Consider the following 22,953-nt stretch of genomic DNA (forward strand, 5'->3'; position numbering starts at 1 on the left):
GATGGTTGTGCGGCGTCCGTTTTTCGCCCAAATCTATTCGTGTCGGTGGGGGCCGACGACAAGGATACGCAGAATGCGCGCACGGATCATCGCCCTCGGCCTGACTTTCATGGCATCTATGGCACAGGCGGATATCGCCTGGAATGTGGACCGGATCGGCGCGGGCTCGACCATGGTTATGTCGGATCGCGCAGGCGAGCTGACCCATGTAAAGCGCGGCACCCAAGGCGCCCTGCATGTCTTTGACGTCTTTGCGGGACAAGGCGGCGCCGGTGGGTTCGCAGGCAGCTACAAAACGAACGCTCGTGGGGATGTGGTGGAAACCGTAGCCTTTGACGGGGCCGTGACCCGCTTTGTCCCGCATCGCTGCAACCGCACCGTCGGGCAGTGCAATTTCACAGTGGTGCACCCTGACGGGTTCACCGAGCCGCGCACCCGCGTTACCACCGAAGTGAATGGCGGGCTGCAGTATCGCGAATACGGGTTGGACGGTCTGATGACCGAAGGCGCGCTGCATCTTGACGCCAACGGCACATCGAAAGGCGGCTGGCAGCGCCAGAAGAACGCCGACGAGAAAAAGCGCCGTCACCGCCGGATCGTGCTTGCGCTGAAATAACCGCGGCGTTCCCTTCTCTCTCTCTCTCTCTCTCTCTCTCTCTCTCTTTTGTTGTTATCAGTAGCCCCGCCGGTCCGCCGCGCGGGGTTTGGTTTTGTGATCGCCTCTGATCCGCGATATTTGATCAAATCGGGAAGATTCCGCGTCTTAATCCCGTGAAGTTCGCGGGTTACGCCATAAATTGACGCTTGGCGGAGCCACTACATTTGATCAAAGATATGCCGCGTTGGGAGGCTGCGAAAAATCTTTGTTACAGCCGAAAATTTTTCTTGCGCGAGTCAGAAATCGGCCTCATATGCGCGCTCAAGACGCCAACGCACGCGCCTCTGTCGAGGTGGGCAATTCAACACCCACGCGGTTACGTAGCGACGGTAACGTCTCTGAATGGAACTGAGCGGTCTGCGCCGGGAAACCGGAATGGCCGGGTCTGATTGGAGATGACCAATGAACGCATACGTAACCGGGCTTTCTGCCCGCGATGATCTGTCTTTGTCTCGCGCCGAAGCATATGCCCTGTCGCATGAATTCGACCGCCCGACCCTGATCCTGGACACCGATGCCATTGCGCGCCAATACGCAGCGCTTGCGCAGGGTCTGGGACGTGCCCGCATCCACTATGCGGTCAAGGCGAACCCGGCCCCGGAAATCCTGCAGACCCTTGTTCAGGCGGGATCGAACTTCGACGCGGCTTCGCGCCCTGAAATCCAGATGTGTCTCGACGCGGGCGCACAGCCGGCCCAGATCTCCTTTGGCAACACGGTCAAACGCCCCGCAGACATCGCATGGGCACATTCAGTCGGCGTGAACCTCTTCGCTGTCGATGCCGAAGAAGAGATGGCCAAGATCGCGGAATATGCGCCCAACGCGCAGGTCTATGTGCGTGTGATCGTGGAAAACTGCATGGCGGACTGGCCGCTGACCCGCAAGTTCGGCTGCGCCCGCGATAAAGCCGTGGCGCTGTTCGATCTGGCGGTGGCGCTGGGCCTGCGTCCGGTCGGCCTGTCGTTCCACGTGGGATCACAAACCCGCGAGGCGTCGATGTGGGCACCCGTTCTTGATCAGGTGGCAGCCGTCTGGAACGATCTCAAAGCTGCTGGCCACAGCCTGTCGCTGCTCAACATCGGTGGCGGTTTCCCGGCGTTCTACGGCCAGACCATCGACGCGCCGACGCAATACGCCGCCGCGGTCATCGCGCAGGTTCACGAACGCTTTGGCGATGTGCCGCACATCATGGCAGAGCCGGGCCGTGGCCTTGTGGCCGAGGCGGGGGCCATCGCAGCAGAGGTCCTGCTGGTGTCGAAAAAGACCGAAAACGAGCTGCACCGCTGGGTGTTTCTCGACATCGGCAAGTTTTCGGGGCTGGCGGAAACCATGGACGAGGCGATCCGTTACCAGTTCATCACCCCGCGCGACCACGAGCCGACGGGGGCCTGCATTCTGGCCGGACCGTCCTGCGATTCGGCGGATGTGCTGTACGAAAAGACCCCGGTCCAACTGCCGTTGGGGCTGAAAGCGGGCGATAAATTTGTGATCCGCAACTGCGGTGCCTATACCTCGACCTATGCGTCGATCGGCTTTAACGGGTTTCCGCCGCTGGATGTGGTGGTGATCTGAACACTGGCTGGTCGGGGCACAGCCCCGACCTACGACATGTCTGGATGAAACAATGCGGCGCGCAGGTCAGTTCTGACGCGCCGCTTTGCCTGTCAGCTGTCTGCCTCGACGCCCATCAGCGCGGCCAGCATGGCGCGGGCGTCATCGCCCGACCAATCCGCATCGCCGGTCAGGCGTCCGACCTCTTGGCCCTCGGGATTGAGGATAACGGTCACCGGCAGGCCCAGAACGGCCATTTCACGCGCCAGCGTCGATTTGGGATCGCGGTGCAGGGGCAGGTTGTCGACCCCGATCTCGGCAAAGAATTCCTCCATCTTCACCGGCGGGTTGCGCGAGGTTGCGATGGTGACCACCTCGAAATCATCACCGCCCAGTTCGGATTGCAGTTCGGACAACATAGGCATTTCATGACGGCAGGGCGCGCACCACGTGGCCCAGAAGTTCACCAAAACCCATTTGCCCTGCCAATCGGAAAGGTTCCGCGGTGCCTCGTCAAAGGTCATGAAATCAGCCGTGCCCGCGTCTTTGGGTGCGGAATGCAGGACCATTTTCTTCATATCGCCCGCCAAAGCAGCGCGGGCTGCCTCGACATCGGCCACTGCCGGATTTGCCAGCGCGATCACGCCGGTATACAGAGCCGCAAGCAGAATTCGTTTCATAGAACCTCCTGAAAGGCATGTCATGTCGGACAAGACCTCGAACCAGATGTGGGGCGGCCGCTTTGCCGCCGGGCCGGATGCGATCATGGAGGCAATTAATGCCTCGATCGGATACGACAAGCGACTGGCGGCGCAGGATGTCGCCGGGTCGAGGGCCCATGCTGCCATGTTGGCCAAGCAGGGCATCATCAGTGATAGCGATGCCGAGACCATTCGGGAAGGATTGCTCACGGTCTTGTCAGAGATCGAGGGCGGAGATTTCGCCTTTTCCACCGCGCTGGAAGACATTCACATGAATGTAGAGGCCCGTTTGAAGGAAATCGTGGGCGAACCGGCGGGGCGTTTGCACACGGCACGGTCGCGCAACGATCAGGTGGCCACCGATTTCCGCCTGTGGGTGCGTGACCAGCTGGACGCCGCTGAAAAGGGGCTGACCGCCCTGATGCAGGCGCTGCTGGGACAGGCCGAAGCGGGTGCCGATTGGGTTATGCCAGGCTTTACCCACCTGCAGACGGCGCAGCCGGTGACCTGGGGCCATCACATGATGGCCTATGTCGAGATGTTCAGCCGCGATCTGTCACGGGTCCGCGATGCACGCAAACGTATGAACGAATCGCCCTTGGGGGCGGCGGCGCTTGCGGGCACGGGCTTTGACATCGACCGTCACAACACCGCCGAGGCGCTGGGCTTTGACGCACCGATGGCAAACTCGCTCGACGCGGTGTCGGCGCGTGACTTCGCGCTGGAGTTCCTGTCGGTCGCGTCGATCAGCGCGATGCACCTGTCGCGCTTTGCCGAAGAGCTGGTGATCTGGTCCTCGGCGCAGTTCCGGTTTGTTACCCTGTCTGACCGGTTCTCCACCGGCTCGTCGATCATGCCGCAGAAAAAGAACCCTGACGCCGCCGAGCTGATCCGCGCCAAGATCGGCCGGATCTTCGGGGCCAATGTCGCGCTGATGATGGTGATGAAGGGCCTGCCGCTGGCCTATTCCAAGGACATGCAGGAAGACAAGGAACAGGTGTTTGACGCGGCGGACAACTGGATGTTGGCGCTGGCGGCGATGGAAGGCATGGTCAAGGACATGACCGCGAACGTCGACAGCCTGGAGGCTGCGGCAGCCTCAGGCTTCTCGACCGCGACCGATCTGGCGGACTGGCTGGTGCGCGAGACGGGCCTTCCGTTCCGCGATGCCCACCACGTCACGGGGGCGCTGGTCGCGATGGCCGAGAAAAAGGGATGCGATTTGCCGGATCTGACCCTTGAGGATATGCAATCCGTCCACGCCAATATTGACGCATCAGTTTACGATGTCCTGGGCGTGCACAATTCGGTCAAATCGCGGATGAGCTATGGCGGCACGGCACCTGAACAGGTACGCGCGCAAATCAAACGCTGGAAAGAGGTGCTGGCATGATCCGCGCGGTTTTGGTTCTGGCCATGATGGCAGGTCTGTCGGCCTGTGGCGCGGATGGTGATCCCATCCCGCCCGCCCCAAAAGAGACGCCCAAACCGGGTGTATCAATCAGCGGCACCGCCAGCATCGGGATCACCGGATGATGTTGCGGGCGCTCTGGCTGGCGCTCGCCGTCTGGGGCGCCGTGCATCCGATGTATTATTTCCTCAGCTACCTGTCGGACAACGGCTGGTCGCTGAGCGCCTTGATTGACGCATGGTATGTGAATGCCTCGACCACGGGGCTGACCTGGGATCTGACCATTGCGGCCATCACGTTGACGCTGTGGGTGCTGGCCGAGGTTGCCGTGCGCCGCAACTGGATTGCGTTGCTGGCGATCCCTGCCACCTTTTGCATCGGGGTCAGCTGCGGTCTGCCCCTGTATCTGTGGCTGCGGTCGCGTCCGGTCGTTTGACCGCAGGGTTAGGGGTGGTTGACGGCCCCGCCATGGGGTAAAGCGCGAAAGCCATTCAAGGGGAGCGCGCTTATGGACCATTTCCTGTATCGTGACGGAGAGTTGTTCGCCGAAGACGTGTCTGTTGCGGAAATCGCAGAGCAGGTCGGCACGCCCTTCTATCTGTATTCGGTCAAAACGCTGGTGCGCCATTTCCGTCTGTTTGACGAGGCGCTGAGCTGGGGGCCGCATCTGGTGTGCTACGCGATGAAGGCGGCCTCCAATCAGGCGATCCTGACCGCACTGGCGGCCGAAGGGGCCGGTATGGACGTGGTGTCCGGTGGCGAATACGCCCGCGCCAAGGCCGCAGGCGTCCCCGGAGAGCGGATCGTCTTTTCCGGTGTCGGCAAAACCCATGAAGAGATCCGCGCGGCCCTGACCGGCGGCATTCGCCAGTTCAACGTCGAATCAGAGCCGGAAATGCGCGCCATTTCCGACGTGGCGACCGGCCTTGGCCTGCGCGCACCGATTGCTATCCGCGTGAACCCGGATGTGGATGCCAAGACCCACGCCAAAATCGCCACCGGCAAGTCCGAGAATAAATTCGGCATTCCGATTGCCCGCGCCCGCGAAGTCTATGCCGAGGCAGCCGCGCTGCCCGGTCTGGATGTGGTCGGCATTGACGTGCATATCGGCTCGCAGCTCACCCAGCTGGAGCCGTTCGAGCTGGCGTATAAAAAGGTGGCAGAGCTGACCGAAACCCTGCGCGCGGACGGGCACGCCATCACGCGGCTGGATCTGGGCGGCGGTCTGGGTATTCCTTACGAGCGGTCGAACGAAGCGCCCCCGCTGCCGACGGATTATGGCGCGCTGATCCAGCGCACGGTTGGCCATCTGGGCTGCGAGATCGAGATCGAGCCGGGCCGCCTGATTGCCGGCAATGCGGGCATTCTGGTGTCCAAGGTTGTCTACCTGAAAAACGGCGAAGGCCGTGATTTCCTGATTCTCGACGCGGCGATGAATGATCTGATCCGCCCCGCCATGTACGAGGCGCATCATGACATCGTCCCCGTGCGTGAGGCGGAAGTTGCCGCCGAGATGCAGCCCTATGATATTGTGGGGCCAGTCTGCGAAAGCGGTGATACTTTTGCGAAATCCCGCCCCATGCCGCCGCTGGCCGCAGGCGATCTGGTGGCCTTCAGATCGGCAGGCGCTTATGGGGCTGTGATGGCCTCGGAATATAATTCGCGCCCGCTTGTGCCTGAAGTTATGGCAAAAGATGATCAATTCGCCGTCATTCGGGCGCGTCCAACCTTTGACGAGATGATAAATCGAGATACCGTTCCGGTGTGGTTGTAAGCGATCCCCGCGTGCAGCCTGACCTCAGGAGGCACGTTTGGCGCAGCGCGAACCGCAACTGACCCCCGAGCTACGTGATCGTTTGCACATCGTTTTGTCGCTAACCCATGCGGGCATGGTGGCAGAACAACTGGCACGGGTGTTCTGGCCGCTTTGGGCGGTGATCTGCGTTGTGGCGGGCGCGCTGTTTCTCGGGCTTCAGGATTTGGTCGCGGTCGAGATCGTCTGGGCCGCTGCAGGCACAGCCGCGCTGGCGGCGGTGGTTTTCGCGCTCCTCGGGCTGCGGCGGTTCCGTTGGCCCACACGGCGGCAGGCCATGCTGCGCGTGGATAACACGCTTAAGGGCCGTCCGTTCCAGACCTTGATGGATCGGCAGATTATCGGACAGGACGATCCGGCCTCGGCCTCTGTGTGGCAGGCCCATCGGGCGCGGATGATGGACCGTCTGGGACAGGCGCGCCGGGTCAAGCCCGATCTGCGCCAGACGCGGTCCGATCCCTTTGCCTTGCGCTATGTGGCGCTTTTGGTGCTGACGGTTGGGTTGGTGTTCGGATCCTTTGGCCGCGTGCAATCGGTGACGACGATGGGTGTCGGCGGGGGCGCGCTGGCGCAAGGCCCCGCGTGGGAGGGGTGGATGCAGCCGCCGTCCTACACCGGGCTGCCGTCTGTGTATCTCAACGACATCACCGCCCCCGACATCACCGCCCCTCAAGGCGCGGCCATCACCCTGCGCATGTATGGCGAGGTCGGCGCGCTGACGGTCGAAGAGACGGTTTCAGGCCGCGATGTGACCTCGGACGAGGCGGCGCTGACCGCGCAGGACTTTGCCGTCACCCGATCCGGCGATCTGGCGATCAACGGCAGCGGCGGGCGAGCGTGGCAGGTGTCGATGCTTGCAGACGGGGCACCGACTGTCACGCGCGAGGGCGATATCGAGACCAGCTACGAGGGCGAAACCCGAATCCCGTTCCGCGCGCAGGACGACTATGGGGTTGTGGCGGGCGTGGCGCGGATCTCGCTTGATCTGTCTGCGGTGGACCGCCGTTACGGGCGCGCCCTGCCGCCTGAACCGCGCGACACGGTCGAGGTTCCATTGCCGATGCCCGTCGCAGGGGACCGCAGCAATTTTGTTGAACCGCTTGTCGGAAATTTCTCTTTGCATCCTTGGGCGAACCTGCCGGTGCGTCTGGAATTGCAGGTCGAAGACGCCAGCGGCCAAACGGCGCTGTCCACGCCCGAGGCGATCACGCTTCCCGGTCGGCGGTTCTTTGATCCCGTGGCTGCGGCGCTGATCGAAGAACGTCAGGCGCTGTTGTGGAACCGCGCCTATGCCCCGGATGCCGCACTGATTTTGCGCGCCATTCTGAACCGCCCCGAGGATCTGTTCCGCAAGGATGAACAGGCGCAGGCTTTGCGCGACATCCGTGACCGGATCGAGACGGCGCATGCCGAGGGCATGACAGACGACATCAGGGACGAAATCGCCCAGGCGCTGTGGGATCTGGCGCTCGACCTTGAAGAAGGCGATCTGGACGACGCCCGCGAGCGGATGCAACGCGCGCAGGAGCGTCTGAACGAGGCGATGAAGAACGGCGCATCGGATCAGGAAATCGCCGAGCTGATGCAGGAGCTGCGCGAGGCGACGCAGGATTACATGCGACAGCTGGCGCAGGAACAGGCGCGCCAAGGCGAACAGAACGGCCAGCCGCAGGGCGATCCGCAAAACACGATGGAAATGTCTCAGGATGACATTCAGCGGATGATGGACCGTATTCAGGAGCTGATGGAAGAAGGCCGCATGGATGAGGCGCAGGAAGCGATGCGGCAGCTTCAGGAAATGCTGGAGAACATGCAGATCACTCAGGGGCAGGGGGGCGGCCAGTCGCCCGGTGAACAAGCGATGGAAGGCTTGTCCGAAACCCTGCGCGATCAACAAGAGCTGTCTGATGAGGCCTTTCGCGAGCTCAACCAAGGCCAGCAGGGCCAGTCCGGCCAGCAGCAGGGTCAGGGCCAGCAAGGCGAAGGCCAGCCCGAACAGGGCCAACAGGGGCAGGGTCAACAAGGCGGCAATTCGTCGGGCGCAGGCGAAGGCCAGCAATCGCTGGAAGAGGGGCTGTCAGAACGTCAGCGTGCCCTGCGCGAAGAGCTGAACCGCCAGCGTCAGAACCTCCCCGGACAGGGCAGCGAGGCGGGTGAGCGCGCAGGCGAGGCGCTCGGCCGCGCCGAGGACGCGATGGAAGGCGCCGAACAGGCCCTGCGCGATGGCGAATTGGGCGAGGCGATCGACCAACAGTCGCAGGCTTTGGATGCGCTGCGCGAAGGAATGCGTAACCTTGGCGAAGCGATGGCCGAGCAGCGACAGTCACAGCAGGGCAGTGGTGAACAAGGCTTTGCCCAAGTTGGCGAAACGCAGCAACAACGCGATCCCTTGGGCCGTGGTCAGGGCACGAATGGCCAGACCGGCACCGATGAGGGGCTGTTGCAGGGCGAAGACGTGTACCGTCGCGCCGAAGAGCTGTTGGGCGAGCTGCGCAAACGATCCGGCGAAACCGATCGGCCAGAGGTCGAGCGCGATTACCTTGAACGGCTTCTGGACCGCTTTTGACAGGTGATCCAAAGGCGCAGGCTGCGCCTGCACTGGGTAACCTCAGCCCCTGCCAAAGGCAGGTGCTTCGGCTGCTGGCGCTTGAGATCAGCCGGTGGGATCCACTTTGCCCCGCAGGGCTTTGACCTCGCCGCGTTCCTTTTTCGCCTGCAATCTGCGCCGTTTGGAGCCGAGTGTCGGCTTGGTCGGGATGCGGCGTTTGGGCTTGTGCGTCGCTTTTTCGACCAGTTCTGCCAGACGCTCGCGCGCGATGTCGCGGTTGCGGGCTTGGCTGCGTGTGTCCTGCACCTGAATGAGGATCGCACCGTCACTGGTCCAACGGCGCCCCGCCAGCCGCCGCAGCCGTGATTTGACCTGTGCGGGCAAATTGGGGGAACGATCCGCCTCGAACCGCAGCTCGACCGCGGTCGATACCTTATTGACGTTTTGCCCGCCGGGGCCGGAGGCGCGGATGAACTGTTCGGTCAGTTCCCAGTCCTCGATGGTGATATGGTCGTTGATGCGCAACATGGACACTAACTTGGGCGGATCGGCGGAAAGGTAAAGGGCAAACTAAAAGGGCCGCCCTGCGTAAGGCGACCCTTCGAGAATTACGGAGGCGGGGCCGGTTAGGCTGTGCCAACTCGGGGAGCAATACGTCCCAGGGATTGCCCTAGGGTGCTGTTCCTCGAACTGTTCCGACACCTCTCTCCAATGCTTCTCTCGACACTGGATCACCTCCTTTCAGCTGTTTCAAACGCAAAGCTAATGCGTGTCTGGGTGGTCTGCTCAATCCCGTGACACGCAAGATGATGGTGGCACGGGTGTGCCAAACCACAAAGTCTTTTTTGCATTCGAGGCGAAAATTCGGTTACCGTGCTTCTTGGAAAGGCAATCGCGCAGGCCGCATTCAGGCGGTTTGCGCGGTCCCTGTCACGCGTGCCACGATCAGGCGGAACGGGATCAGAGCGATCAGCGCAAGGGCCAGTTTCACCATCCAGTCGGCAACGGCGAGCGAGACCCACAGCGGCGCAACAGGCCCGGAGCCGAGCAGCGGCAGCGCTTCATTGGCCCAAGACACGTCGTTGGACGGTTCCAGCAGGGTCAATGCGCCCGAGAAGGCGATGGTAAAGAAGATCGCAGTGTCCAGCGCCGAGCCCACAAGGGTCGAGGCCAGCGGCGCGCGCCACCAGCGACCGCCACGCAGACGGTCAAAGATCGCCACATCCATGAGCTGTGCCGTCAGGAAGGCAAGGCCAGAGCCTAGCGCGATGCGCAGCGTCACAGCGGGATAGGTGTAGCCGTCGCCCTGAAGCATGATCTGTGTGCCGATCAGCGAGCAGATCACGCCGGTGATGAAGCCGGCAAAGACAACTTTGCGCGCGGCTGCCGCACCGTAGATGCGGTTCATCAGGTCGGTGACCAGAAAGGCGATGGGATAGGTGAATGCCCCCCACGTCAGCCAGTCGCCGAGCAGGTATTGGACAAGAATGTTGGACGCCAGCACAACGGCGGCCATGGCAAGGATGCCAGGAAGGTAAGTACGTTTCATAACGGACCCGTTTTTGACAAGGTTGCGGGGACTTGCCGCCCGACAACATGCCGGCAGCGGATTGCGGGGCTATAGCCACTGCGGCAGCGTTGCGCAAGTGTCACGGTCGGGTGACGCGGTATTCCACGATTTCGGTGCGTTGCAGCGCAAATTCGTTGTCGTCCGAGATCATCGTCAAACGGGTCGCGCCGGAAGCATCCTGCCAAACCGCCAGTCCTTCGAGATTGTCGTGCCGCAGGGCGGGGGTGTCGATCAGAATGGTCTCGTTTGTCAGCCCGTTGTCGGAGACATCGAACCGGCGCACACGGCTGCTGAACCCATATCCGGTAAAGAGACGCTCAAGCACGTAGAGCCTGCCATCAGGGCCGAAATCCGCGCCAACAGGCAGATGGCCACCCCTCCGTGGAAGGGCAAAGGGCTGTGTCCATGCGTCATTGTCGAGACGCATTACCGGAAACGGGGTGGTCAGCCCTCCGGAATGTTCGGGAATGGCATAAAGCCGGCCTTCGGCATCTGCGGCCAGTGTTTCGATCCCGCGATTGGTGTAGCCGTCAAAGACATCCGGCAAGGGCGGTGTCGCGCGGGCGGTGCCGTCGCGATCATAGCACCAGACGCGGTGGTTGCCTTCGAAGGAAATGCAGGTCCGCCCATCCGGCAAAAGGGCCAGCCCTTCGGAATCGGCGGCTTCGATCGGCAGGGGGTGTCCGCTAGGATCGGTCAGAGGGCGCAGGGGGGCGGCGTCGATGCCGGTGAGGCGACCACCCGACCGGATCAATGTCCCCGTCGTCTGGCGGGCGCGGTCACTGATGGTCACGAACGCTTGGCCATTTGCGTCAAGCTCCAGCGCGGAAAAGCCGCCTCCGCCATGGGAGGTGCGCGGCCAGACAAAACTGCCGAGGTATTCGACATCCTCTGCCAAGACAGAGCAGGCCGCCAGCCCCGCAGTGGCGGCCAAAACACACAGGCCGCGCCCAAAGGCGCGGCGGACATCTTCGATAGGTTTCATGTCAGGATCAGTTCGCGGCCAACACGTCAGAGCATTGCGCAGGCAGATCGCCCAAGGTCAGTTCGCGACGGGGCGGTGCCGGTTTGGCGTTGGGATCGGGCGGCGGCGGGTTAAGGATGTTGCTCACCCATTGTTCCGCATCGGCGCAGCCATCCCCTGCGGGTGGGGCGGCCTGATTGACACATCCTGTGGCGCCCTTGGGGCAGTTCAGGCGGACGTGGAAGTGATAGTGGTGCCCCCACCACGGGCGGACCTTGCGCAGCCATGCGCGGTCGCCGGTCTCTTCGGCGCACATTTTGACCTTGGCACCGGGAAAGACAAAGATGCGTGCGGTGCGGGGGTCCTGTGCGGCCGCCTTGATGATTTCGTGGTGCTGGCGGGTCCATTTGTCGTTGGTGTAGGCACCGGACGACCGCCGCAGCGAGATGGAGGAGATGTTTTCGCGGGCCCGTTCGGACAGGGTCAGATCATCGGCGGGCAGCATCCAGATATCGGCATCCAGCCCGATCTGGTGGCTGCGGTGCCCCGTCAACATGGGGCCGCCACGCGGTTGGCTCATGTCGCCGACGTAAAGGCCGCTCCACCCCGGTTGGCGGGACGCCTTGCGCGACAGGTCCTGTACGAAATCGACCAGTTCCGGGTGGCCCCAATTGCGGTTGCGCGACAGGCGCATGGCCTGCCACGTCGGGCCGGTTTCGGGCAGTTCGACACCGCCGGCCAAGCAGCCCTTGGCATAGCCGCCATAGGGGGCCGCGCGCTGGTTGGAGCCGTTGGCTTTGGCGCCGAACAGTTGTTTGGCCTGTTTTGACGATAGCACAGGGTCCACGGCGCGCGCCTTGGCCATAGGTGCGCCAGAGATGTCGCGCGGGGCAGGCGCGCAGGCCGCCAGCGCAATCAGGGCAATCAGGAACGATTTACGGATCATGCAATATCCCCTTCCGGTTGCGTCCAGCGTAGCAGGAACAGACCCACAAGGAAAAGCGCGATCACCGGCAAAAAGCCCAATTGCGTCGACTGGGTCATCAAGGTGAACAAAGTGATCAGCGCAGGTGCAAGAAACGCGGTGGCCTTTCCGGTCAGGGCAAACAGGCCAAAGGTTTCAGCAGGGCGGTCGGGGTCTGCGTGGCGCACCATCATGGACCGCGACGCAGAATACAGCGCGCCGCCTGCACCACCCATGGTGGCCCCGCAGATGTAAAAGGTGATATCGGGGATCAGCGATCCTTCGGGCAGGGACAGAAGGAACAGGTGGTCCCGCGACATGCCGACAACAACGCTGGACACCACGATCAAGGCCCAGACGCTGATGACGATCACCGGCTTGGGGCCGAACCTTTGATCTGCAATGCCCCCGATCCATGAAATCAGCGCAGCGGCGATGGCGGCGATAATGCCAAAGACGCCGACCTGCGGAGTGGTCCAGTCCAGAACCAGAACCGCATAGACACCGCCATAAGCATACAGTGCGCTCAGCGCATCGCGGTAAAACATCGACCCCATCAGAAAGGACGCGCAGGAGGGGCGTTTTGATATGGCCCGGATGGAACGGGCAAGATCCCCCAGCACTGCGCGCACCGACGGGCGTTTCGTGACGCTGGCAGGCTCGCGGATGATGAGGAAATACGGCAGCGTGAACAGCGCGAACCACAGCGCGATGAAGGGGCCGGTGAACCGCGTGCCCTCGCGCGTTTCGGGGTCCAGACCAAAGGGCGGCGACAGGCCGATCAGCGTTTTGCCGGTGTCATTCTCGGCAAACAGCAGCAAAATGATGAACAAGGACAGGACGCCCCCCCAATAGCCAAAGGCGGTGGCCCCACCGGAAATGCGCCCGACCTCGTCGCGGGTGCCCAAACTGGGTAGCAGGGCGTTGTTCAGATTAAAGGCAGATTCTGAAAAGAAAAATCCTGTCCAGAACAGCACAAGTACCAGCATCAGGCCGGTGCCGTCGGGCTGCAGGTTCCACAAGAAAGCGGCGCAGAGAATGGCCAGCGCGGTAAACCCGCGAATCCATGGCAGACGTCGTCCGGTGCTGTCCGCCCATGCCCCCAGAAACGGCGCGCTGAAGGCGATGGCCAGACCGGCAACCGTTTGCGCCGAGGACCACAGGCCTTGCGCACTGGCACGGGCGGCTTTGTCCTGTAGCCCTTGGGCAAGAAACCAATCAGCGGCTACAGCCGCGAAATAGGGCGCGAAGATAAAGGTCAGGCCCAGCGTGGCATAAGGCTGCTGCGCCCAATCAAAGAACATCCATGCCCAAATACGCTTTTTGCGTGTGTTGTCCGTCATTTGCCTGCCCCGCCCTGTTCGGGACAGTTAGACCCCAGCGCACCGCGCGCTGGCAAGGGCGAAGTCGGGGGAAACCCCCGACCTACATCACGTCACGCGATGCGGTGGCCAAGGGCGCGCGGCCTCTGCGTCGATCCATTTGGCCACCCATTCGGGAAGCTCTGGCGCGCTGGACATATCGACACCCAAGGCCTCTGCCACGCGGTCCGTCGGCACCATCCCGTTGCGGTCCGTGATCGCGGTGCGCAAGACGATCTGACTGGAGCATTCGCCGTTCGATTTCCACATGCTTTGCTCAATATAGGTGAAACGGTGGTCCCAACCGATCAGCCGTGTCTGCATCTCGATCCGGTCAAAGCCGCGCACCCGCCTGCGGTAGCGGGGCACCGATCCGGCCACTGTCAGGCCCCATTTCTCGCGGCGCAGCACCTCGAGCAGGCCCATGCGCTGGGCCATGGGAATGCGACCCAGATCATACAGGGTCAGCGTGCGGCCGTTGTTCAGCTCGTTCCACATGTCCAGATCCCAAGGCATGCACAGGTGGTGCGAGACATGGGTGTCGAACAGACCCATCGGGGGCAGGCTGCGGCTTTTCCAGACGTCTTTGAAGAGGCGAAAGAAAGGGTACATCGAAAATCTCCTTTGGCGCTCTCTTGCTGCGATGCGGCAGGGGCGTCAACCAAGACGCCGCGACACTCTTGCCCTAGGGGCATTGGGTGCTTAGGTGATACGCGTCCTGAACTGCATGAGGCCCGCGATGGTATCCCTGATTCAAATCCTGCTGATGATTATCGGCATCGTGAAATTCATCATCATCGCGCATGTCATCATGAGCTGGCTGATCAATTTCCAGATCCTCAACCTGCGCCAGCAATTGGTTGCGTCGATCTGGGATGGTCTGAGCCGCCTGCTGGAACCGCTGTACAGCCAGATCCGTCGTTTCCTGCCGCAGATGGGCGGGCTGGATCTTGCGCCGCTGATCGCATTTGTCGTGCTGATCGCGCTGGAGATCGTGCTGACCAACAACCTGCGCAGCTTTTACTGACATTTGATGGCGGGCGGGGGCGCAATCCCCCACCGCCTTAGTCGCGAATCTCGTCCGGGGCCACGCCCCACAGCGTGGTTTTCGGGGCCCAGCCCTTGTAGCCGCTCGCGGTCAGTTCGCACCACGTCACCCCGCATTCGCCCAGACGCGCGATCACGCCCAGTTCCAGACGGGCGCTGACGGGGCTGTCCTGCGTCGGGCGCTGGCGCAGGGCCAGCATGTCCTGTTCGACAATGACCGTGCGCACGCCGGACAGCAGCGAATAATGCACCCAGCCGCCCGCGCCATCACGATCACGCACGCGCCGCCAATGGCCGTGCTCTGCGGTGATCTGCAGCGGCATGTCGCGACGTTTATAGACCCAATCGATGCGATGCGACAGCGAAGGCCCACGGCGGACATTGCCTTCGGCGGCTTTCATCGACACATAACGTGGCAGGGGCAGGTTGGTGATGGGCCCGCGGTCCGCGGCCGCCACAGCGCCCGCACCAAGGGTCAGCGCCACCGCCGCTGAGAGGAGATGTTTGAACATGACTGTCTGCTCTTTTTATGTATCGGGTTCTTGTGGCCCGTTCGACTATAACGCAGGTTACCCGCGACCGGCCGCCGGGAGAAGTAGGGGAGAGGTTCCATGCCATCAAAACGTCTGAGTGTTGTTCTGACGCGACGCTTGCCCGAGGTGGTCGAGACACGCCTGACAGAGCTGTTCGACGTGAAACTGCGGCTCGACGACCGCCCCATGACCCGTGAGGAACTGGTCGAGGCGGTGCGTGACTGCGATGTTCTGGTCTCCACCATCACCGACAGGATCGATGCAGGGCTGATCGGGCAGGCGGGCGAGCGGCTGAAACTGATTGCCAACTACGGGTCGGGCTTTGACCATATCGACGTGGAAACCGCACGCTCGCGCGGGATTTTGGTGTCCAACACGCCGGGTGTGGTGACTGATGACACCGCCGATATGGTGATGGGGCTGATGCTGGCTGTAACGCGCCGCCTGCCCGACGGGTTGGCCGTGATGCAGGACGGATCGTGGCAAGGCTGGGCGCCTACCGGTTTCTTGGGCGGGCGTCTGGGCGGCAAACGTCTGGGCATTCTGGGCATGGGCCGCATCGGTCAGGCGGTGGCACGGCGCGCCACGGCCTTTGGTATGCAGATCCATTACCACAATCGCCGCCGCCTGCATCCCGCCACCGAAGAAGATCTTGGCGCGACCTATTGGGAAAGCCTCGACCAGATGCTGGCGCGCATGGATGTCGTGTCGGTCAACTGCCCTTCGACGCCGTCCACCTTTCACCTGCTCAGCGCGCGACGTCTGAACCTGATGAAGCATGATGCGGTGATCGTGAACACCTCACGCGGGGAGGTGATCGATGAGAACGCGCTTGTGCGGCTGCTCAAACAGGACAAGCTCGGCGGGGCCGGCCTGGATGTGTATCAGCAAGGCACCCACGGCAATCCTGACCTGCAAGCCATGTCCAACGTGGTTATGACGCCGCATATGGGGTCGGCCACGCGCGAGGGACGGGTCGAGATGGGCGAGAAAGTTATCATCAATATCAAGACCTTCGCTGACGGTCACCGGCCACCGGATCAGGTGGTCCCCTCGATGCTGTAAGCCCCGTGTGACCGGCGCGCCACATGGCGCAGGCTCGGGGCGGCTGCCTGCGCCAACAGATTGATTGGTCAATCGCAGGTGGCTACAGCTGCGGTATGATGAAAGAACTCTCCTTCCGCATGTTTGGTGCGATGTCGGTTGCGGCGCTGCTTGGCGCCTGTGCGGCGCAAACCCCCGGCCCGTCGGTCCCCTTTCGCGCGGGCGCCACGTTGGAGGGCGCGCGTGCTGCCTTTTCGTCGTGCCGTGACGATGCTGTTCAATCGGGCAATGCCACGCTGACCGGGCATTATCTGGGCAGCGTGTTGTGGGGCGGTGTTGTCGTCGGGCCGATTATCGTGGCCTCCAATGCACCGGCCTTGCGCTACAACGGCGAGGTGTCAGGCATGGACCGCTGCATGGAAACTCAGGGGTTTGTCCGACGCGATTTGACCGCAGCGGAGGTGCGCGCCCTGAATGCAGCTGATCGCGCCACGCGTCTGCAGATGCTGGATCACCTCGTGTCCGGCGGCACGCTTGCCAATTTCGCGCGCGGCTGAGCGCAGACAAAAGGGGCGCCGTTTAGGACGCCCCCTTCACGAATTTCTCCGAGCTTTTACAGCTCTTTGTAGCTGATCTCGCGCTTGTCTGCGCCGGGGCCGACCTTGGCGCGGCGCACCACCAGCCGGTTGAGCGCCTGAATATAGGCCAGGGCAGAGGCAACGACCGTATCGGTGTCCGCCGATTGGCCGGTCGCGATCATGCCGTCCTCTTCAAGGCGGACGGACACGGTGGCCTGCGCATCGGTTCCGGCGGTTACTGCATTCACCTGATAGAGCTGCAGCCGCGCCTTGTTCGGGTGAAGTTCGCGGATCGCCTTGAAGGTTGCATCCACAGGCCCGTCGCCTTCGCAAGTGGCGGTTTGGTCGGTGCCGTCGATTTCCAGTTCGATCTGCGCTTCGGCGGGGCCGCCGGTGCCGCAGACGACCCGCAGGTTCACAAGGCTGATTGCATCCGCACCTTCGGTCGTGGCCGACACAAGCGCGAGGATGTCATCGTCGAACACCTCTTTCTTGCGGTCGGCAAGATCCTTGAAGCGGACAAAGATATCCTTGAGCTGGTTGTCACCGACTTCGGTGCCCAGTTCCTTAAGCTTGGCGCGCAGCGCGGCGCGGCCCGAATGTTTGCCCAAAGGCAGGGATGTGCCCGCAAGGCCAACATCTTCGGGGCGCATGATTTCAAAGGTTTCCGCGTTTTTCAGCATGCCATCCTGATGGATGCCGGACTCGTGGGCAAAGGCGTTCTTGCCGACGATGGCCTTGTTCGGCTGCACCTGAAAGCCCGACACCGTGGAAACCCGGCGCGAGATATGCATGATCTTCTTCGTGTCGATGCCGGTGGAGAACGGCATGATATCGTTGCGCACCTTCATGGCCATCACGACCTCTTCGAGCGCGGTGTTGCCCGCCCGTTCGCCCAGACCGTTGATGGTGCATTCGATCTGGCGTGCGCCCGCCTCGACCGCGGCAAGGGAGTTCGCCGTCGCCATGCCAAGGTCATTGTGACAATGGGTGGCAAAGACGATCTCGTCCGCGCCGGGCACGGTTTCGATCAGACGCCGGATCAGATCGGCGGATTCGCGCGGCGCGGTGTAGCCGACGGTGTCAGGGATGTTGATCGTGGTGGCGCCGGCCTTGATCGCGATTTCGATCACGCGGCACAGGTAATCCCATTCGGTGCGGGTCGCATCCATCGGCGACCACTGCACGTTGTCGGTCAGGTTGCGCGCATGGCTGACCGTCTGGTGGATACGGTCGGCCATTTCATCCATGGTCAGGTTGGGGATCGCGCGGTGCAGCGGCGAGGTGCCGATGAACGTGTGAATGCGCGGCTGGGCTGCATGTTTGATCGCCTCCATGCAGCGGTCGATGTCAGGCAATTGCGCGCGCGCCAGCCCGCAGATCACCGAGTTTTTCGACCGCTGGGCGATCTCGGACACGGCGCGGAAATCCCCCTCGGACGCGATGGGAAAGCCCGCCTCGATGATGTCGACACCCATGTCATCCAGAAGCTCGGCAATTTCGAGCTTTTCCTCGTGCGTCATGGTCGCGCCGGGGGATTGCTCGCCGTCACGGAGCGTGGTGTCAAAGATGAGAACGCGGCTGTTGTCCGCAGATGTATCGATTGTCATGGTATCTCTCTTGTCTCTAAGCCTCTTGGCGCGAAGCGGTTCCCCTCTGAGCGGTCGCGCCGAACGGCACGCTCAGAGGCGACTTAGGACGAGAGCTAGGCCCAACGCAAGCAGCGCCCGAAGGGACGCGCGCGGTGTGATATGTTGGGTCATGGTCATGGGCTGCACTATACGTGGCGATTCCTGAATGAAAACCCAATAAATTCGCGAAAAGACGCGCAAGGGGCGTGGGCCATCTTTGAGCGGCGTCATTTTTCCGGCATAGTCCTGCCCAATAACGATAGTGCGCGAATGGGCAGGGTAGACGGGATGTTCAGGACTTTTCTGGCAGGGTTGGGGATGTGGTGCGCAGGGGCGGCCAGCGCGCAGGACACAGAGGTGTCGGCCTATATCTTTGGCAATTCACTGGTGCACCACCTGAGCGAGGATTCGGACCTGACCAATGTGCCGCATTGGGTCAACGAACTGGCCAAGGCGGCGGACAATTCCTTTGCGGTTGATGGGCAGTGGGGATTTCTGCGCAATTTTGTTGAATCTTTGCCGCCCACCGCGAACTGGTCCTTTGACGGGGTGCGCGGCGCGTGGGGGCCGTCACAGGGCAGGTTTGGCGATGCGGGCTATGACGCGGTTTTGCTGACGCCTGCGAATTTTATCCAATACCAACAACCAGATGTGCCTTACGATGGCGATAACCCCGACGGGCAAAGCCCGCTTGGCGCAAGCCTTGCCTTGTTCGATTGGGTGCATCAGGCCAGCCCGGAATCCACCCTGTACATCTACGAAGGCTGGGCCGAGATGGACAGCCTCGTGGGGCGGTTCCCGCCGCGCGATCGCCCGTTCGAGAAGTACCATGATTTCAACCTCGGGGCGTATCACCAGTGGTACGAGGATCTGGTCAGCAGCATTGACCGCGCCCGCCCGGAGCTGCAGGTCGAACTGATCCCGGTGGCGCAGATCCTTGCGCAATTGATGGCCAAGGGCGGCCCGCTGGCCGATATCCCCGCCGCCGAGCTCTATGAGGATGGCGCACCGCACGGGCGTCCGACGATCTACTTCCTTGCGGCGATGGTGGTCTACACGTGGCTTTACGATACCGCGCCGCCCGCCGGGTACATCCCGCCCGCGTCGCTTCATCCCACGGTGGTTGATCAATATAGCACCATCGCGGACATGATCTGGAAAGCGGCCCCGATCCGAGAGGCGCGTGCCGCCGCAGAGGAACGTGTCACACAGGAAACCGCTCTGCCCGAGCGTACCGCTGTCGCCCTGCCGCAATCCGGCCTCCGCCCGGAGGGGCTGCCCGCCTTGGGTCTGGGGTTGAACGGCATTTCGGATTGGTCCACGCAGCATCCTTTTCTCAACCTGATGAAAAGCGCGCGCGGCTTTGTCGGGCATGTGGATGACCAGTGGGGCGCGATCTCGACCGAGGCTTTGCGCGCCGCCGGTCATCTGGATGCGCTCGATTATCCCCTGTCCATCCCGGCAGAGGCCTATGCCCTAGAAACCGTGCTGCTGACGGACCAGTCCAAGGATCAGGATTGGCTGCGGGGCGATTACGTCGTCACTTTTGACGGCTCGGGAAAGATCGAACTGGGCGGGCGCGCCAAGCGGGTCCGCAAGGAAGACGGGCGCATCACCTTCCGCTATGAGCCGGGCGAGGGGCTGGTCTCCCTGCGCATCGAAGAGATCGACGCAGACGATCCGATCCGTAACATCGCCATCGTCAAAGAAGAATTCATGCCGCTGTATCAGGCAGGCGCGCTGTTCAATCCGCTGTGGCTGGACCGTGTGCAGGATGCGCGCTCTGTCCGGTTCATGGATTGGATGCTGACCAATGGATCGCCCGTAATGTCATGGGAAGACCGCCCCGTGGTGGACAGTCTGAACTGGCTCGATTGGGGTGTCCCGCTAGAGGTGATGATCCGTCTGGCCAATGTGATCGGCGCGGACCCGTGGTTCAACATGCCGCACGGGGCGGATGATGACTATGTCCGGCAGTTTGCGCAGATGGTGGAGCGCGACCTTGATCCGCGCCTGAAGGTCTATGTGGAATACTCCAACGAGGTCTGGAACCAGATTTTCCCGCAAGCGGCCTATGCCCGCGATCAGGCGACAGCTTTGTGGGGCGAAAGCGAGATGGGCTGGATGCAGTGGTACGGGCTGCGGTCCGCGCAGGTGATGGACATCTGGGCCGATGTCTTTGACGCGCCCGACCGGCTGGTGCGCACGGTCGGCACCCACACCGGCTGGCCGGGGATCGAGGAGCAGATCTTGTCCGCGCCCTTGGCCATGCTCAACCTCGGCAGGCCGCCGGTGGACAGTTTCGACGCCTATGCCATCACGGGATATTTCGGCTACGAGATGGGCACCGACGAAATGGTGCCGCGCATGACCGGATGGCTGGACCAGTCCGAGGCGCTGGCCGTCGAGGCGGGCGAGGCAGAGGGGCTGCGCCGCGTATCGTTGCGCGAATTCGTCAAGGAAGCCCGCTTTGACGGGGCTGTGGCCCCCGTGGCGCAGGCCTTGGCCGAAGGCAGTTTGAAACAACTGATCGAAGAGGTCTTTCCCTATCAGGCAGCGGCGGCGCGCCGCTACGGTCTGGATCTGGTGATGTACGAGGGCGGCACCCATGTCACCGCCCATGGCGCGCAGGTGCAGGACGAGCGGCTGACCAGCTTCTTCGAGACGTTCAACTACACGCCGGAGATGGCCAAGCTGTACGAGACGCTTCTGGGCGGTTGGGCCGATGCGGGTGGCACGCTGTTCAACGCTTTTGTCGATGTGGCGCCTGCGTCGCAATGGGGCAGTTGGGGCGGCTTGCGTCATCTGCACGACAACAACCCGCGCTGGGACATGTTAATGGCGTACAACGCCTCCGGCCCGCAGTGGGAAGACCGTGACCTTGACGCCTTTGCCGATGGGGTGCGCGCACCGGGCAGCCAAGGGGCGGACCGCCTGACCGGCACTGCGGCAGAGGACTACCTGATCGCCCTTGGCGGCGATGACGTGATCCTGTCGGCGGGCGGTGCGGATGTGATCCACGGCGGGGCGGGCCGCGATGTTGTGGTGCTGCCCTTGGCGCGTGATGCTTACACATTCCAGACAGTAGGCGACGGTCTGCACATCAGCGGACCCGATGGCACCCTGCGCCTGATCGGTGTCGAGGCGCTGCGTTTCGGGGCAGAGGATGCACAGGACGTGGCGACGGACGGTCTGGCCGGTTAGATCGGCGCGTCCTGCAGGCGGGTGATTTCCGCGACCAGCGTTTCTGCGCCCAGCTCGGCCCGGAAATGCTGTTCGATATGGGCGCGTCCTTCGCGTGACAGCCGCAACAGGGCTTCAGGGCTGCCAACCAGCGACCGAATGGTGCGCGCAAGCTGGCCGGGGTTCTTTGGTTCGACCAGATAGCCGGTCGCCCCGTCAGAGATCAGTTCCTTGACCCCGCCTGCGTCGGTGCCGATCGTCGGCACACCCATGGACATCGCTTCCATGTAGGCCACGCCGAGCGGCTCGTGCCACGAGGCCAGCACAAACAGATGCGCCGCCTCCAGCTTGGTGCGCACGTCTTCTGCCGAGATCGCGCCAAGCAGTTTGACATGGTCCTGCAGACGCAGCTTTTTCAGATGCGCCTCAAGCTCGGCGCGGTAGCCGGTGCCGCCGTTGTCATCCTCGCCCGCGATTTCGACGCGGACATCGACGCCTTGGTCAATCAGTTGACGGGTGGCGGACATCAGATCCTGATGCCCCTTCACGATGTTCAGCCGCGCGCAGGAGAATATGCGAATGGGCCGGCCATGTTCAGGGGGCTGATACGGGGTCTGGCGGGACAGGACATCGGTATCGACGCCCATTGGCCGGATCAGCATCCGGTCTGGCAGGTCGGGGCCGAGCTCTGCGTGCACCTCATCCATCAGCTTCTGTGTGATGATGGTGGCAAAGCTGGCGTCGCGCCATTTGAACCGCTGGCCAGAGCCGTAGTCCGACAGCGGGCCATGCAGCGTCAGCGAATAACGCGGCCCGCCCATGTGATGCGACAGCGCCGCGATAAAGGCGGCGCGGGCGGCGGAATGCGCATGGATGTGGTCCAGCTTCAGGCGCTGGGCGGCGGCGCGCAGCCGGTCGGCCGCAGCAAGGCTGATCAGGATATCCTTGGTGAAGGCGCTTGGTTCCTGCAGCAACCATTTCGGCAAGCCCTGCGGCACCAGTTTCGCGGCGGCGTTCAGCGCAAACAACGGATTGGCGCGGCCCAGATAGGTGGTGCGGGCCATGGCCTCTGCGGTCCAGGCGTGGGACATCAATCGCGGTGGCGGCTTGCGCGTGGAAAAGACGTGCACCTCGTGCCCCATCGCTTCCAGCGCCTTGATTTCGCGCCAAAAGAAAATGTGGGTCTGTCCCGGAAACTGCGGGACGATATAACCGATGCGCAGGCCTTGCGGCAAAGTCATGTCCTTGGGTCAGATGGCAGCCCTCGCCGTCCCAATAGGCGAGCGTGGGGCAACTATTCGGTGTGGCACTGTCCTTTGGCCATAGGTAACTGTAAGTTAAGCTGCGTGACGCATCCGGTTTTTCCGAGGGTGTGTCATCGGGGGTACGGGTTTCG

At 62.5% G+C, this 22,953-nt stretch carries 21 protein-coding genes; 11 read left to right on the forward strand and 10 right to left on the reverse strand.

Annotated elements, in window-relative coordinates; all coding sequences use genetic code 11:
- Positions 1-73 precede the first annotated feature (73 nt).
- Positions 74-616 carry a hypothetical protein gene (locus ACN5AZ_RS15325; RefSeq protein ID WP_419429772.1) on the forward strand — a complete coding sequence of 181 codons (543 nt, stop codon included), beginning with the start codon at positions 74-76 and terminating at the stop codon, positions 614-616.
- A 444-nt stretch (positions 617-1,060) separates the two neighbouring features.
- Positions 1,061-2,230, forward strand: coding sequence for a type III PLP-dependent enzyme (locus ACN5AZ_RS15330; protein ID WP_419429773.1), 1,170 nt, complete (start codon positions 1,061-1,063; stop codon positions 2,228-2,230).
- Positions 2,231-2,322: 92 nt separating this feature from the next.
- Here ACN5AZ_RS15330 and ACN5AZ_RS15335 read toward each other — a convergent pair whose 3' ends face one another.
- A complete protein-coding gene (locus ACN5AZ_RS15335; RefSeq protein ID WP_419429774.1) occupies positions 2,323-2,889 on the reverse strand; it encodes a TlpA family protein disulfide reductase in 567 nt (188 codons plus the stop codon).
- A gap of 22 nt (positions 2,890-2,911) precedes the next feature.
- Here ACN5AZ_RS15335 and argH point away from each other — a divergent pair, with 22 nt between their 5' ends.
- The 5 genes from argH to ACN5AZ_RS15360 all read left to right on the forward strand — a co-directional run bounded on the left by argH (position 2,912) and on the right by ACN5AZ_RS15360 (position 8,700).
- Positions 2,912-4,303 carry an argininosuccinate lyase gene (gene argH, locus ACN5AZ_RS15340; protein ID WP_419429775.1) on the forward strand — a complete coding sequence of 464 codons (1,392 nt, stop codon included), beginning with the start codon at positions 2,912-2,914 and terminating at the stop codon, positions 4,301-4,303.
- Complete coding sequence (locus ACN5AZ_RS15345) at positions 4,300-4,446, forward strand: argininosuccinate lyase (protein WP_419429776.1); 147 nt, start codon at positions 4,300-4,302, stop codon at positions 4,444-4,446. Before argH ends, ACN5AZ_RS15345 begins: the two co-directional genes overlap by 4 nt.
- Positions 4,446-4,757 carry a DUF2834 domain-containing protein gene (locus ACN5AZ_RS15350; protein ID WP_419429866.1) on the forward strand — a complete coding sequence of 104 codons (312 nt, stop codon included), beginning with the start codon at positions 4,446-4,448 and terminating at the stop codon, positions 4,755-4,757. Before ACN5AZ_RS15345 ends, ACN5AZ_RS15350 begins: the two co-directional genes overlap by 1 nt.
- Before the next feature lie 72 nt (positions 4,758-4,829).
- Complete coding sequence (gene lysA, locus ACN5AZ_RS15355; protein WP_419429777.1) at positions 4,830-6,095, forward strand: diaminopimelate decarboxylase; 1,266 nt, start codon at positions 4,830-4,832, stop codon at positions 6,093-6,095.
- Between the two features lie 37 nt (positions 6,096-6,132).
- The gene (locus ACN5AZ_RS15360) at positions 6,133-8,700 is read left to right on the forward strand and encodes a TIGR02302 family protein (protein WP_419429778.1); all 2,568 of its coding nucleotides are present in this window, start codon (positions 6,133-6,135) and stop codon (positions 8,698-8,700) included.
- An 87-nt stretch (positions 8,701-8,787) separates the two neighbouring features.
- On the opposite strand, the gene arfB is transcribed toward ACN5AZ_RS15360, so the two are convergent.
- From arfB to ACN5AZ_RS15390, 6 genes are all read right to left on the reverse strand, one after another.
- Complete coding sequence (arfB, locus tag ACN5AZ_RS15365) at positions 8,788-9,210, reverse strand: alternative ribosome rescue aminoacyl-tRNA hydrolase ArfB (protein ID WP_419429779.1); 423 nt, start codon at positions 9,208-9,210, stop codon at positions 8,788-8,790.
- A 379-nt stretch (positions 9,211-9,589) separates the two neighbouring features.
- Entirely contained in the window at positions 9,590-10,231 is a 642-nt protein-coding gene (locus ACN5AZ_RS15370; protein ID WP_419429780.1) for a queuosine precursor transporter, read from the reverse strand.
- Positions 10,232-10,331: 100 nt separating this feature from the next.
- The gene (locus tag ACN5AZ_RS15375; RefSeq protein ID WP_419429781.1) at positions 10,332-11,237 is read right to left on the reverse strand and encodes an esterase-like activity of phytase family protein; all 906 of its coding nucleotides are present in this window, start codon (positions 11,235-11,237) and stop codon (positions 10,332-10,334) included.
- A 7-nt stretch (positions 11,238-11,244) separates the two neighbouring features.
- Positions 11,245-12,162 carry a penicillin-insensitive murein endopeptidase gene (mepA, locus tag ACN5AZ_RS15380; protein ID WP_419429782.1) on the reverse strand — a complete coding sequence of 306 codons (918 nt, stop codon included), beginning with the start codon at positions 12,160-12,162 and terminating at the stop codon, positions 11,245-11,247.
- A complete protein-coding gene (locus ACN5AZ_RS15385; RefSeq protein WP_419429783.1) occupies positions 12,159-13,523 on the reverse strand; it encodes an MFS transporter in 1,365 nt (454 codons plus the stop codon). The genes mepA and ACN5AZ_RS15385 overlap by 4 nt, the downstream gene beginning before the upstream one ends.
- Positions 13,524-13,610: 87 nt before the next feature.
- Positions 13,611-14,153 (reverse strand): acyl-CoA thioesterase, encoded by a 543-nt coding sequence (locus ACN5AZ_RS15390; protein WP_419429784.1) that lies wholly within the window; start codon positions 14,151-14,153, stop codon positions 13,611-13,613.
- A 127-nt stretch (positions 14,154-14,280) separates the two neighbouring features.
- Here ACN5AZ_RS15390 and ACN5AZ_RS15395 point away from each other — a divergent pair, with 127 nt between their 5' ends.
- Entirely contained in the window at positions 14,281-14,568 is a 288-nt protein-coding gene (locus ACN5AZ_RS15395) for a YggT family protein (protein ID WP_419429785.1), read from the forward strand.
- Between the two features lie 37 nt (positions 14,569-14,605).
- Here the strand turns inward: ACN5AZ_RS15395 and ACN5AZ_RS15400 are convergent, their stop codons facing one another.
- The gene (locus ACN5AZ_RS15400; RefSeq protein WP_419429786.1) at positions 14,606-15,100 is read right to left on the reverse strand and encodes an SH3 domain-containing protein; all 495 of its coding nucleotides are present in this window, start codon (positions 15,098-15,100) and stop codon (positions 14,606-14,608) included.
- Positions 15,101-15,199: 99 nt separating this feature from the next.
- Here ACN5AZ_RS15400 and ACN5AZ_RS15405 point away from each other — a divergent pair, with 99 nt between their 5' ends.
- On the forward strand, positions 15,200-16,186 hold the full coding sequence (locus tag ACN5AZ_RS15405) for a 2-hydroxyacid dehydrogenase (protein WP_419429787.1): 987 nt from the start codon (positions 15,200-15,202) through the stop codon (positions 16,184-16,186).
- 23 nt (positions 16,187-16,209) lie between these two features.
- A complete protein-coding gene (locus tag ACN5AZ_RS15410) occupies positions 16,210-16,722 on the forward strand; it encodes a hypothetical protein (RefSeq protein ID WP_419429788.1) in 513 nt (170 codons plus the stop codon).
- 56 nt (positions 16,723-16,778) lie between these two features.
- On the opposite strand, the gene ACN5AZ_RS15415 is transcribed toward ACN5AZ_RS15410, so the two are convergent.
- Complete coding sequence (locus tag ACN5AZ_RS15415; protein WP_419429789.1) at positions 16,779-18,353, reverse strand: 2-isopropylmalate synthase; 1,575 nt, start codon at positions 18,351-18,353, stop codon at positions 16,779-16,781.
- A gap of 309 nt (positions 18,354-18,662) precedes the next feature.
- Here ACN5AZ_RS15415 and ACN5AZ_RS15420 point away from each other — a divergent pair, with 309 nt between their 5' ends.
- Entirely contained in the window at positions 18,663-21,578 is a 2,916-nt protein-coding gene (locus ACN5AZ_RS15420; RefSeq protein WP_419429790.1) for a calcium-binding protein, read from the forward strand.
- On the opposite strand, the gene epsE is transcribed toward ACN5AZ_RS15420, so the two are convergent.
- Positions 21,575-22,798: an exopolysaccharide biosynthesis GT4 family glycosyltransferase EpsE gene (gene epsE, locus ACN5AZ_RS15425; protein WP_419429791.1), complete on the reverse strand. Its 1,224-nt coding sequence runs from the start codon at positions 22,796-22,798 to the stop codon at positions 21,575-21,577. The two genes, ACN5AZ_RS15420 and epsE, sit on opposite strands and share 4 nt — an antisense overlap.
- Positions 22,799-22,953: the final 155 nt, after the last annotated feature.

Origin of the sequence: Sagittula sp. SSi028 (assembly GCF_048553715.1) — a bacterium.
Classification (GTDB): domain Bacteria; phylum Pseudomonadota; class Alphaproteobacteria; order Rhodobacterales; family Rhodobacteraceae; genus Sagittula.